Origin of the sequence: Streptococcus sp. 27098_8_186, assembly GCF_041432055.1 — a bacterium.
Lineage (GTDB): Bacteria > Bacillota > Bacilli > Lactobacillales > Streptococcaceae > Streptococcus > Streptococcus dentalis.
Genome location: NZ_JAPVYV010000001.1, coordinates 37,817 through 50,836, shown reverse-complemented (window position 1 = coordinate 50,836; position 13,020 = coordinate 37,817). Strand labels below are relative to the sequence as shown.

Here is a 13,020-nt window from a genome sequence, read left to right as displayed (position 1 = left end):
TGTATTTAAAAAAATATCCTCCAAACTAGATAGTTGAAATCAGTCTTTTATAAGAAAATTTGATAAAATAGAAGTATCAGTGTAAAGGATGAGAGAATGAAAAAGATAATTGGTATCTGGGCTCAAACTGAAAACGGCATTATTGGAAAGGACCAAGTCATGCCTTGGCATCTGCCAGCTGAGCTTCAGCATTTCAAAGAAACGACCATGGGGCAAGCAATTCTTATGGGAAGAGTGACCTTTGATGGTATGAAAAAACGGGTTCTACCAGGTCGGACCAGCATTATCTTAACGCAAGATCAAGCCTATGATCCTGAAAACGATGCTGTACTCGTCATGCACAGCAAAGAAGAAGTCTTGGACTGGTACCAGAACCAAGAGAAGAATCTTTATATTATCGGTGGCAGTCAGATTTTAAAGCTCTTTTCTGACCAGTTAGAAGAATTGATCCAGACCATGATTCATGCGGATATTGATGGCGATACATTGGCACCGAGATTTGAAGAGAACCGCTATGAAAGAGTCCGTCAAGTCCATCATCCGAAAGATGAGAAGAACCCATATGATTTTACGATCAACTATTATAAGAGAAAGGATTTAGACTAATGGAGCGAAGTGTCTTTGGTTTTTTTACAGCTGTCCTATGTGTCATCTGTTTGATTTGCGCCTTACAAACCTTTCGTAAAAAACGGTTCGGCCTCGCTATTTTATTCTTACTAAATGCTTTTACCAATCTTGTGAATTCTATCCACGCCTTTTACATGACCTTATTTTAAACTAAATAGAAACAGAAAATGACAGAAAGAGGAAATACATGCCAACGAATCAAAATAATGATATGATGGTTTATTGTTCATTTTGCGGAAAGAGTCAAGATGAAGTCCAAAAAATCATTGCAGGAAACAACGCGTTTATCTGTAATGAATGTGTCGAGTTAGCACAAGAAATTATCCGTGAGGAGCTAGCAGAAGAAGTTCTTGCAGACCTTAGCGAAGTTCCAAAACCAATCGAATTGCTCAATATCTTGAACCACTATGTCATCGGTCAAGATCGTGCCAAACGTGCTCTTGCTGTAGCGGTATACAACCACTACAAACGCATTAACTTTCACGATACTCGAGAAGACGAGACTGATGTTGAATTGCAAAAATCAAACATCCTCATGATTGGCCCTACTGGTTCAGGTAAGACTTTCTTGGCCCAAACCTTAGCTCGTAGCTTGAATGTCCCATTTGCTATTGCTGATGCAACAGCCTTGACAGAAGCTGGTTATGTGGGAGAAGACGTTGAAAACATTCTCTTGAAACTTCTCCAGGCAGCTGATTTCAATATTGAGCGTGCTGAACGAGGCATTATCTATGTCGATGAAATTGATAAGATCGCTAAGAAAAGTGAAAATGTCTCTATCACACGTGACGTTTCTGGTGAAGGAGTGCAACAAGCTCTCTTGAAGATCATCGAAGGAACCGTCGCTAGTGTCCCACCTCAAGGTGGACGCAAACACCCACAACAAGAGATGATTCAAGTGGATACCAAGAATATTCTCTTCATCGTTGGTGGAGCTTTTGACGGGATCGAAGAAATTGTTAAGCAACGTCTCGGTGAAAAAGTCATCGGTTTCGGTAAGAACAATAAAGCCATTGATGAATCAAGCTCTTACATGCAAGAAATCGTTGCAGAAGATATTCAAAAATTCGGGATTATCCCAGAATTGATCGGACGTCTTCCAGTCTTTGCGGCCCTTGAGCAATTGACAGTTGACGACCTTGTCCGTATCTTGAAAGAGCCACGCAATGCCTTGGTAAAACAATACCAAACCTTGCTCTCTTATGATAACGTTGAATTGGAATTTGATGATGAAGCCCTTCAAGAGATTGCCAATAAAGCTATCGAAAGAAAAACAGGAGCTCGTGGACTTCGCTCCATTATCGAAGAAACGATGATGGATGTCATGTTTGAAATTCCAAGTCAAGAAGATGTCAAACTTGTTCGAATTACAAAAGAAGCTGTAGATGGAACTGAAAAACCAATTCTCGAAACAGCCTAGAAAGATAAAATATGGAAATTAACACACATAATGCGGATATCCTCTTAAGCGCTGCAAATAAGAGTCATTATCCTCAAGATGAGATTCCAGAAGTTGCACTTGCCGGTCGATCCAATGTCGGCAAGTCTTCTTTTATTAATACTCTCTTAAATCGAAAAAACCTGGCCAGAACATCTGGCAAACCAGGAAAAACTCAATTGCTCAATTTCTTCAATATTGATGATAAACTCCGCTTGGTAGACGTACCTGGTTATGGCTATGCACGTGTCTCTAAAAAAGAACGCGAGAAGTGGGGACGGATGATTGAAGAATACCTCACCAGCCGTGAGAACTTAAAAGCAGTCGTTAGCCTAGTCGATTTTCGACATGAACCTTCTGCAGATGATGTCCAGATGTATGAATTCTTAAAGTACTACGAAATTCCTGTGATCTTGGTAGCGACTAAGGCAGATAAGATTCCGCGTGGAAAATGGAATAAACATGAATCGATCATCAAGAAAAAACTAGATTTTGATCCTGCTGACACCTTTATCGTCTTTTCTTCTGTAACTAGGGAAGGATTAGAGAAGTCATGGGATGCTATTTTAGAAAATGCATTTTACGAAATAAATTGAAATGACATGAAAATGTCATTTTTGTTTTGGATTTATCTCGCAATTGTAATACAAGTGTAATATAAGTGTCTTTGTTTTCTTCTATTTATATGCTATAATCTCTATAAAGATAAAAGATGATAAAAAATTAATTGGAGATAAATTGTATTATGAAAAAGAAAATACGGAATAAAACGAAATTATTTGGTTTGTTCGTTTCTGTATTAGCAGCGGGGACATTTGCCGCTGCTATGAGCGAGCACATCACATCAGTTGGTGCTAATGATGGAACTTACCAAGCTTATTCAGACCCTACTGAAGCTTTCATCTCACAAATTGGTGAGTCAGCTCGTCAGCTCGGTCAAGCGAACGACCTTTATGCTTCCGTTATGATCGCACAAGCTATCCTTGAAAGTGGATCAGGTCAGTCTGGCTTGTCTTCTTATCCGCATTACAACCTTTTCGGTATTAAAGGAAGTTATGCTGGTCAATCCGCAGTGATGCAAACTTGGGAGGATGACGGTGCTGGAAATGCCTATACGATTAATGACGCTTTTCGTTCTTACCCATCTTACTATGAATCATTGCAAGACTACGTAGCAGTATTAAAACAAGGACATTTTGCAGGTGCATGGAAGAGCAACACCTCTAGTTACCAAGATGCAACAGCAGCTTTGACAGGTGTTTATGCGACAGACACAAGCTACTATGCAAAACTTAATAACATCATTGAAACTTATAATTTGACTCAATACGATTCACCAAATGTTCAAGGTGGTATTACAGGTTCGGTATACAATCCATATCGCCAACAGTTCACTTCACAAGAAATCTTGAATTTGGATATCGCTTGGGCGAACCGTTTAAATTATTAAAACTAAAGCAGGCAGCTGCCTGTTTTTTGTTGTTTTTTAGCAAATTGCGATATTCGATATAAAACGTATATGCTGAAAATTTAAGAATTTTTCCTGAAAACCTTTTCAAACTTTTCTCTCTATGATATAATGATTTTATTCACAAACATTATATAAGGAGAATAGTATGTCTGAATCTAATTTTATTCAAAAAGTTGGAGTGGCGTGTAATAAGAAGGAAGATCTCTATCAGAAATCTAAAACTCGCTATGCTGTACGTTCTATTTTTGCTGGAGGATTTCTTACTTTAAGTACGGCGGTCGGAGCAGTTGCCGCAGACTTATTAAATACCTTTGTACCTGGATCGGGTCGTTTTCTATTTCCATTCATCTTTGCCTGGGGCTTGGTTTACCTCTTATTCTTAAATGCGGAATTAACCACCTCAAATATGATGTATTTGACGGCGGGGACCTATCTAAAGAAAATTCATTGGAAGAAAGCGCTGGAAATTCTTCTTTATTGTACCTTCTTTAATTTAATTGGTGCTTTAATCGTGGCTTTTCTTTTCAATCAGACAACAGCCTTTGCTCATGTCGATCCAAAAGGATTCCTAGCTACTGTGGCAGAAAATAAACTCCAACGCAGCAATCAAGTGGTTTTCTTTGAAGGAATTATTGCCAATATCTTCGTCAATATTGCTATTCTTTCTTATCTATATTTCAAAGATGAAACAGCCAAGGTGCTCTTAGCCCTCTCTGCTATTTATATGTTTGTCTTTATGACCAACGAACACTTGGCTGCAAACTTTGCTTCTTTCTCATTATTGAGCTTTAATTCTGTTTCTAGCCAATTGCCACATTTTGAGTTTTTAAATATTTTACGTCACTATGGTGTCACCTTCTTTGCCAACTGGGTAGGAGGAGGAGTCCTAATGGGACTGGCCTATGCTTGGTTGAATAATATCAAGAGTCTCTACAACGATTAAAAAATATAAAAAAAGTTTGCAAAAGTACTTGCATTCTTTTTTTATATATGATAAACTAATCTACGGTTTGAAAAAACTGCCTAAGACAGTAGGGGAGCTCGACTCATAAAGATCCTACCGAGGACAAAACGTATCAATTAAAAGAAGCGTATTGTACTTTCGTGTCTAGGTTTGGGCGCGTTTTTCTTTTGGAAAATTCCCCAAGCAAAATAATTACGGAGGTGAACACACTAATGAGTGAAGCAATTATTGCTAAAAAAGCGGAACTTGTTGACGTGGTAGCTGAAAAAATGAAAGCTGCTGCATCAATCGTCGTTGTAGATTCTCGCGGTTTGACAGTTGAGCAAGATACAGTTCTCCGTCGCAACCTTCGCGGAAGCGAAGTTGAGTTTAAAGTTATCAAAAACTCAATCTTGCGTCGTGCAGCTGAAAAAGCTGGTCTTGAAGATCTTGCATCTGTATTCGTTGGACCTTCTGCAGTAGCATTTTCTAACGAAGATGTTATCGCACCTGCGAAAATCTTGAACGATTTTGCAAAAGACGCTGAAGCACTTGAAATCAAAGGTGGTGCAATCGAAGGCGCTGTCGCATCTAAAGAAGAGATTCTTGCACTTGCAACTCTTCCAAACCGCGAAGGACTTCTTTCTATGCTCCTTTCTGTACTTCAAGCGCCAGTGCGCAACGTTGCTCTTGCAGTCAAAGCGGTTGCAGACAACAAAGAAGACGCAGCTTAATCTTAAGCTACGCAGCGTAGCCTAGCTACAAAAGAATAAAAATATAAAATTAAAACTTATTTGGAGGAAATAACAATGGCATTGAACATTGAAAACATTATTGCTGAAATTAAAGAAGCTTCAATCCTTGAATTGAACGACCTTGTAAAAGCTATCGAAGAAGAATTTGGTGTAACTGCAGCTGCTCCTGTAGCTGTTGCTGCAGCTGGTGCTGCTGATGCAGGTGCTGCTAAAGATTCATTCGATATCGAATTGACATCTGCAGGCGACAAGAAAGTCGGCGTTATCAAAGTTGTACGTGAAATCACTGGTCTTGGTCTTAAAGAAGCTAAAGAACTTGTTGATGGTGCACCTGGTGTCATCAAAGAAGGTGTTGCAGCTGCTGAAGCTGAAGAAATCAAAGGTAAATTGGAAGAAGCTGGAGCTTCAGTTACTCTTAAATAATAGAGTAACGCAAATTGAATGCGAAAGCCTAGTATATTAAGGTTAAGAATTGCTTAAGGTGATTTAAATCTTAAAGAGGGGAGTTATTCCCCACCAAATCCCCGCCAAGATAGATCTTGGCGGGGATTTTTTTCTACAACAAAATAGACTATATAATTCCTTTGTTAGTTTTACCTTATGCAGAAAGCATGGTGATGTTTTAACCTAAATCCAATCATCGCCTTCAACTGGTGCATATGCCCACCACACCCAAGCTAAACCAAGATCAGTAGCTTGAATAATACTATTTCGCATAGTAATTAAATTATGATAAAGTGCAAAATCAATGTATTCATCTAACTGATTTCTTTTATCAGAATAGCCTTCTTCAATTAATTTTGAGATTGATTCAGGTGAACTAACGTATTCTAAAAAGCTAGTGAAGTAGGTATCTGTTATTAATTTTTCACGAATTTCAAAATTTGAACCTTTGAATTCTCTTTGTAACTGATTTTTAATTGACATCTTTTTCTCCTTTAAATTTATACCATGTCTGTAAAATGTGTTAAAACTATTAGCCATACAACAACCCATATTTTAAGTATGCCATAAAAACGTTGAAAAACTGTTTTTTTCCGTTTTTTTTCTTCATTTTTTAGTAGAAAATGAGAAACATTAAAGAATATAGTTGGTCACTGTAACAGATAGACGCCAATGGGAAAGATGGAAGACCGAGACCGCCATCAAGGCTAAACGATTATATTTTGTAGGCATGGCTGAATTTAAGGCTTTTTTATAGTTTGATCCACGAATTTTATAGGGTTCATCTCTTAGTTCATTAATGAATGTTTTTTTTTGTTTCTCAAATTTCTTTAATGATTTATTTCTTAAATTTTGGTGGCCAACTTCCCAACGTTCTATTAAAAAATTTTTTAAATTCACCTTGAAATTAGGATTATCTTGGAGTTTCTTCAAGTAGAAGTAATAACACTCTCTTGCATGTTGGGCTCGCATCCCATGTAGATTGATTAGATTATTCATTTCCACATCTGTAAAGATATAATCATCCTCTTGTTTATTTTTAAAGGTATCGAGGACTACTGGAACATCCTGAGGAAGAATAAGTTGAGGTTGAAATTTTCCTCCCTTCCCACGCTGAACTAAAACATAGTAATTTCCATTATTATCGTTTCGAATATCTTTTCCTTTTAATTTTTTTAATTCGGATCTACGAATCCCAACTGCCCTCTGAAAATTAACCAGCCGAGAGAAGCGAGAGTCTGTTTCTTGATGTTTACCTTGTGAGTTTTTTGATTTTACACGACCTCGGATAATTTTGTCACTAGAACGCTTGTCTTTTCTAATACGATTCATGTTGATATCAACTGATTTACAAACAGGTGCTAAATAAGTATGAATGGTAGCAACAGAGTATTGTTTTGGATCATCGTTTAGATCTAGTTGATATAATTGAATCACTTCTTCTGTAATATCTGAAATTTTCTTAATATTGTGTTCTTTAGCCCACTTTGTGAATCGAGTAATTGCTCTTTTATAGCTTGTCCTCGTTCGATTGTTTGTGATATTTTTTGAAGCTGCATTAAATAAATCGTGCTTGAGAGAATTCCTTTTTCTTGGCATTATACATTCCTTTCTAAAATAATTACATATTATTGTTAAACTGCCTCCCACCCTTTTTTTAAAAGCTGGGTATGCTTTTGATACTTCCCATCGAGGCTAACTCTTGAAGTTTAATGTTTGCGATAGATTTTCAGTACTCACCGTGATCTATGTTTGGAAGGATCATAAAGATGTCATTGCTTGTTCGAGCTTATAAAACTTTTCTATTTTACTTTTTTTTTTACATTATTCTTTTGCTTTACTAAACTAGTTATTTTTTTAGTATTTACTTTTATTTTTACCTTTTTTATTTTACCTTAAACACGTTTTTCTTTACTTTTTTATCTACTAAATGGTTATTCTTTACTTCATGTTATTCAGTAGAGAATAACCATTTAGATTTTCTTTCTTTTTTTCTTAGTTTTTTCCTTTGCAATGACTAGCATATGAGAGATAAGTACGTTTACCGTGCCCAGTAACAAACTTTCTCACCATATGACTAATGGTAATGGCTCTACTTAATCAATTTAATTTACAATAATAGTATGCCATATTTTGATAAAAATAAAGATCAAAGAAAAAACATCGTTATTTTAGGGATGGAAATGTTGTTTTTATTTTTACAGAAAAATGGCATAATAATAGTATAGATAAAAAAAGGCAGTGGTGAACTGTCTTTTTTTATTTCTCAATAAAGGAGGTAGCAGATGCCCAGGAACAATCGTTTAATAATAATATTAAAGAGAGTAAGGCCACCGTGAAAATTCACGAATGAAAAATCTTATTTAAAAATAATATTTGGAGGAAAACAAAATGAAAACATATAAAAAGTATGTAGTTTTTACAAGTCAACAATATATTTCAGAATTAATTAATCACAATGAAGAAGTCAATATTAGAATGTTTTATTCAACATTTGATGAGGATCAGTATATTTCAATCTTGAATGATCAAGATCAAGAAGTGTCATTCAATTTTGTAAATGATAGCATTGAAATTGAATTGATTGATCCATTGTGTGAGAAAATTTTGATTACATTTGATACTGTAGAACAGACAGCCAAAGTTCACCAAGTAATTAAATTTCTCTTAGATTTGTTTTTTAAATTCAATTGGCATGAATCAGTTGCAGCGTTATCAGTTGCAGATTTCTGGGAATTGATCAAGAATTACGAGGAAGACGAGCTCGATATGACGTTTGGTTACCCAAGAATCGCAGGCTCCAATAGCTAATAACCATTTTTTTACGCACAAAAAGAGTGGGAAAGGAATCGTTTTTATACTTATCCTTTTCCACTCTTTTTATTTTGTCTCGTTAATAATTGTGTTAATAGCTGAAATGACTTTATTTTGTTTGTACTCTGGTAAAGATTTGATAGTGTCGATAAGCTGTGCTAAGTCAGTACTTTCTTCTTTAAGTGTTAAATCAAAAAAAGTTTGTAGATCAACATTCAACGCATCTATAATTTTCTCCAGAGTACTAATTTTTATATTGGGCTCTAAATTTTCTAACTTATACGCGTAATTGGTACCAAGATCTGCTTTTTCTTCTAATTGTTCCTGAGTCATTCCTGACTGGGTCCGCAGAATCCGTATTCGTTTGCTTATATACTTTTGTAATTCTGACATTGCTCACCTCTTAAGACTATTTTACAGCCTTATAAGGTTAGGTTCTAGTTCTTAAAAGGTTGGTTACAACTTTACAAAGTTGATAAAATATAGTATAATTCGGTTGTTTATAATTATATAGTGATAATTTGTTCAATACTCTATCATAAAGGTGGGAATTATGAAAAAGAAAACGATCAAAGCAACTGTATCTGCTGTATCAATAGCTACAGCTTTTGCGGGAATTTCCGTTGTGAAAGCAGAAGACGTAACTGCAACTCAGCCAAATGAGTCAGCATTAAGTGTTGAATCGAAGGCTCCTTCGTTTACAAATATAAAACAAGTAGACGGGGTATTTATCAATAATGGGGTTACAACTGTAACGAAAACGCCAACTTCTGAAGTTGTAGAAGAAGCAAGAGCGATCAAGGAAGAAGCGGATCAATCGGTTTCAAATCAAGAAAGTGCATTAGAAAACGCTAAGGCTTCGGAAGCAACTGCTGCAACAAAAGTTTCCGAGGCAAATGTTGACTTAATAAATGCTGAGGAAAATAAATTATCAGCTACGCCTGAAAAAATTGAAAAAACCAAGAATGAAATATCAGAAGTAAAAGCTGATATTGAGAAAAAGGAAACTTCACAAAAAGATGCAACTGATAAAGTTCTAGAAGCTGAGAAGAAACGTAATCAGCAATCAGAGGTTATTAAAAAAGATCAAGATAAAATTTCAGAGCAAGAAAAGAAAGTTTCGACAGCTGAGGAAGCAGTAGAAACTGCACAAAAAAATCTTGATGGTACTGGAGCATCGGAAATCATTGCTGAAAGAGACAAAGCAAAAAGTGATGTAGCGGAAAAAGAATCAGCAGAAGAATCAGCGAAAAAGGCTTTGGAAAATGCTATTAGCGAAGACAAAAATAAAGCTGAAGAACTCAGTAAAGCTTCAGCTGATGAAAAAACGCAACTTAGTGCTAGTCAGGTTTCTGCTAAACAATTAGCAGATGCTAAAAAGGTTGCAGAAGAAGCAGCGAGTGCATTAGTGAAGGCTCAAAAAGTGAAAGAAACTGCTCAGAAAGTTTTAGACGGTACTGGCGTTGAAGAAATTGTAGCAGAACGTGATGCTGCTAAAATAAATTTAGATGCTAAAACAGCAACTGAAAATACAGCAAAACAGGAACTCGATCGTGCCAAAGAAGCGGATGATAAAAAAGCTACTGCACTAAAAAATGCAAAGTCTGTCGAAACAGATCAAATAAAGAAAAGCCAAGAAACGGCGAAAAACTTGTCATCTGCTGAGGAAAAACAAAAACAAGCACAAGAGAATCTAAAGAAAGCTCAAGAAAATAAGGTATCAGCGCAAAGTAATCTTGATGCTTCTGAATCACAACTTGCCCAAACAATTGCAAATCGTGATAGTAAAGCAAATGATTTAGCAAATAAACAAAATAGTAAGATTCGTGCAGAAGAAGAGCTCAAAACAGCTAAACAAAATGATGCTAAAAAAGCTTCAGAAATTTCAGCTTTAACTACTAAGAAAAACCAAGAAGAGGCTAAAGTAAATGAAACTTCAAATGAGCTAGCGAGTGCAACATCAGTAGCTCAGGAAGCAAAAGAGAATAAAGAGAAGGCTGATCAAGCAGTTGAAATGCTGAATCAACAAATTGCAGCAATTAAAAATCTCACTATTCCTCAATTGCCTCAAGATGTCATTGATGCCTATAAGGCTTACCTTGCTGATGACTCAGACGCAAATAAAAATGCCTTAAACGACGTTATTCAAAAATGGTTCAAAGATAGTAAATATGATTTTGGAACTGCATTAACAGAATATTCCCCTGAACACCAAAATATATTCATAAAGGAATGGTCAAACAAGGATATTGTTTTGCCGATCGATGATTCAGTCGTAGATTTAGACAATTTAACTGACAAGCAAATTGAAGCTTTGAGCCAATATTATGCACTTCTCGCCAACAATCTGCAAGACCAAGTTTGGGGTAGTCATCATTATATTGTCACTGAAGAATCTGTTCAGGGTGTCAAAAACATTGCAAAAGCCTATGCTGAAGAAAATAAACCATATAGCACAAGTCACAGCGATACTGCTTTAGCGAAAGATGGATTAGATTCCATCGTATGGACTGGAGAAAACATGAGCTATGATAATACTTTGCTTGGTTATGGTGCGTATTATTCAGAAGCTAAAGAAACTCGTAAAGCAACAATGTCTCAATTGTATCGTGAGGTATATGATGCTGTAATTAGTTTTATGACAAATGATGTTCATGCTTATTTTGGACATATGAAACTTATGATTGGGCAGAAAGCTCCTACAAATATTCGGGCAATTGGAGCTGCAAATAGTTTCACACCAAGTGGTGTTGGACGCATGCACTTTATTGAATTCAAAGGTCAAGATGCACATCTTGAATATGTTAAAGATGAACAAACTGGTGAATACCATTTTGTAACTGTTGACGATTATTATGATAAAGGGATTGCTAAACCTCTAGCTACTCCATTTGATACTTCAAAAATGGAAGATGAATTAACAGCTGCTAAAGCTAAGCAGACTACAGCAAATACGGCAAATGATTCTGCACAGAATCGTTTGAAAAAAGCTAAATCAGAAAACGATAAAAGTACAAAAGCTCTCAAAGAAACGACAGCAAAATTAGATGCTCTGAAAGCTACTCCTGATCAAACACCTGCAGCTACTACTAAATTGGAAATCGCTACACAAAATTATAATGAAGCCCAAACCCAATTTAATAAGGCTCAAGATGCACTTGATCAATTAAATGCTGATATTCAAAGCAAGCGTCAAGCTTTAGCAAATGCAAAAGATAATTTAGACCAGGCCACAACAGCAGAAGTAAAAGCTAAATCTGATCTTGAAAAAGCAAAAGTAGAAAATCAAAATGCAAATCAAAATCTGAAACAAACTCAAAAACTAGTAGCAGAATTGATGTCAGTTCCTGATCAAACTCCAGATGCACAGAAGAAATACGACAATGCGAAACAACAAAAAGAAGAAGCTGAAACAAGATATATCAAAGCTCAAACAGCTTTAGATAACTTAAATGCAGACCTTCAAGTTAAGCAAAAAGCATTAGAAACTGCAAAAGAGGAGCTTGAGAAAGCAAAAGCAACAGATAAGACTGCAAGAAACAATTTAGATGAAGTAACAAAAATTCATGAAAAACATTTGGCAGCCTTAAATACTACACGTCAAACGATTGCAAGATTAAACTCAATCTCAGATAAGACGCCTCTTGCACAAAAGAATCTAGATGAAGCTTCTCAACAATTGATTGCTGCCAAGACTCGTTATGCAAAAGCCCAAACAGCGGTTGAAAATCTAAATGCAGATATTCAAACAAAACAAAAAGTTTTAGCAGATGCGCGTGCAGAATTGGATAAAGAACTTAAAGTTCTTTCAGATCTGAAAGCTGTAAAAGCTACAGATGAAGCAGAACTCAGAAACCGTCAGAATAAGGTTGAAGAGTTAAAAGCTAAAGAAAGTCAAATAAAGAATGAAATTTCTAAAGTAAAGACTAATTTAGTTGCTTTAGAAACACTTTTGGATCATCTTGAAAATGCTGATGTATATTTGAAAAAAGCAAAAGAAGCATATGATAATGCAGTTGAAGAGCACCGTTTAGCACTTGAGAATGTAGCAAGAGAGGAAGCTAAACTTAAATCACTTCTACAAGATCAATTAGATGCAACTGCGCAATATGAAGCAGTTAGGGAAGCCTATTTAAATACTCGTACAAGACAAAGCGAAGTCTTTAACGATAAAGTAGATCACAAGATGATTTCTCTGAATCCTGCGTTAGAAAAGAGTATACCAGAAAGTACTTCTAATGAACGAGTATATAGCTATGCTGGAAATCAAGCTAAATATGCTGCAAATAGAGCCTTGCCTAATACAAGTTCAATTGAGAATTGGTTAGTGTTTGCAATGGGAATTGTTCTTTGTAGTTTTGGTATTTCAGTATCACGGAAACATCGTGATTAATAAAAGTTGGTTAAGTATTTCTTATTGTAGTAGTGAAAAAAAGTTTATCATTCAAAATTTGATTTTTTACTAATAATTTTAGTGAAATTAAGTATATGAAAAAAATAATAAATATCTTTAGATATTTATAGGAGG

Annotated in this window: 12 protein-coding genes and 1 other annotated feature; of the genes, 9 read left to right on the top strand and 3 right to left on the bottom strand. The window is 35.7% G+C overall.

Features of this window, described 5'->3' with window-relative positions:
* The first annotated feature begins 96 nt into the window (after nt 1-96).
* From O3602_RS00235 to rplL, 7 genes are all read left to right on the top strand, one after another.
* A complete protein-coding gene (locus O3602_RS00235) occupies nt 97-606 on the top strand; it encodes a dihydrofolate reductase (RefSeq protein ID WP_003011321.1) in 510 nt (169 codons plus the stop codon).
* A gap of 208 nt (nt 607-814) precedes the next feature.
* Entirely contained in the window at nt 815-2,047 is a 1,233-nt protein-coding gene (gene clpX, locus O3602_RS00230; RefSeq protein WP_003001797.1) for an ATP-dependent Clp protease ATP-binding subunit ClpX, read from the top strand.
* Between the two features lie 11 nt (nt 2,048-2,058).
* Complete coding sequence (gene yihA / locus O3602_RS00225; protein ID WP_003016353.1) at nt 2,059-2,661, top strand: ribosome biogenesis GTP-binding protein YihA/YsxC; 603 nt, start codon at nt 2,059-2,061, stop codon at nt 2,659-2,661.
* Nucleotides 2,662-2,810: 149 nt separating this feature from the next.
* A complete protein-coding gene (locus O3602_RS00220; protein WP_003001855.1) occupies nt 2,811-3,515 on the top strand; it encodes a glucosaminidase domain-containing protein in 705 nt (234 codons plus the stop codon).
* Between the two features lie 166 nt (nt 3,516-3,681).
* Nucleotides 3,682-4,479 carry a formate/nitrite transporter family protein gene (locus O3602_RS00215; protein ID WP_371610901.1) on the top strand — a complete coding sequence of 266 codons (798 nt, stop codon included), beginning with the start codon at nt 3,682-3,684 and terminating at the stop codon, nt 4,477-4,479.
* 61 nt (nt 4,480-4,540) lie between these two features.
* Nucleotides 4,541-4,675 (top strand) — a sequence feature (ribosomal protein L10 leader region).
* 37 nt (nt 4,676-4,712) lie between these two features.
* Nucleotides 4,713-5,213: a 50S ribosomal protein L10 gene (rplJ, locus tag O3602_RS00210; RefSeq protein ID WP_003001722.1), complete on the top strand. Its 501-nt coding sequence runs from the start codon at nt 4,713-4,715 to the stop codon at nt 5,211-5,213.
* Nucleotides 5,214-5,288: 75 nt separating this feature from the next.
* Complete coding sequence (gene rplL / locus O3602_RS00205; protein WP_003001622.1) at nt 5,289-5,657, top strand: 50S ribosomal protein L7/L12; 369 nt, start codon at nt 5,289-5,291, stop codon at nt 5,655-5,657.
* Between the two features lie 204 nt (nt 5,658-5,861).
* Here rplL and O3602_RS00200 read toward each other — a convergent pair whose 3' ends face one another.
* Both O3602_RS00200 and O3602_RS00195 read right to left on the bottom strand, forming a co-directional pair.
* Nucleotides 5,862-6,161 carry a tryptophanyl-tRNA synthetase gene (locus O3602_RS00200; protein ID WP_371610900.1) on the bottom strand — a complete coding sequence of 100 codons (300 nt, stop codon included), beginning with the start codon at nt 6,159-6,161 and terminating at the stop codon, nt 5,862-5,864.
* Nucleotides 6,162-6,311: 150 nt separating this feature from the next.
* Nucleotides 6,312-7,277 carry a hypothetical protein gene (locus O3602_RS00195; RefSeq protein WP_371610899.1) on the bottom strand — a complete coding sequence of 322 codons (966 nt, stop codon included), beginning with the start codon at nt 7,275-7,277 and terminating at the stop codon, nt 6,312-6,314.
* Between the two features lie 792 nt (nt 7,278-8,069).
* Between O3602_RS00195 and O3602_RS00190 the strand changes: the two genes are divergently transcribed.
* Nucleotides 8,070-8,489, top strand: a complete 420-nt coding sequence (locus O3602_RS00190; RefSeq protein ID WP_049496916.1) for a hypothetical protein — start codon at nt 8,070-8,072, stop codon at nt 8,487-8,489.
* Between the two features lie 69 nt (nt 8,490-8,558).
* On the opposite strand, the gene O3602_RS00185 is transcribed toward O3602_RS00190, so the two are convergent.
* Nucleotides 8,559-8,885, bottom strand: a complete 327-nt coding sequence (locus O3602_RS00185) for a helix-turn-helix domain-containing protein (protein ID WP_013903620.1) — start codon at nt 8,883-8,885, stop codon at nt 8,559-8,561.
* A 160-nt stretch (nt 8,886-9,045) separates the two neighbouring features.
* On the opposite strand from O3602_RS00185, the gene O3602_RS00180 reads away from it, so the two are divergent.
* A complete protein-coding gene (locus O3602_RS00180; protein ID WP_371610898.1) occupies nt 9,046-12,885 on the top strand; it encodes an SEC10/PgrA surface exclusion domain-containing protein in 3,840 nt (1,279 codons plus the stop codon).
* Nucleotides 12,886-13,020: the final 135 nt, after the last annotated feature.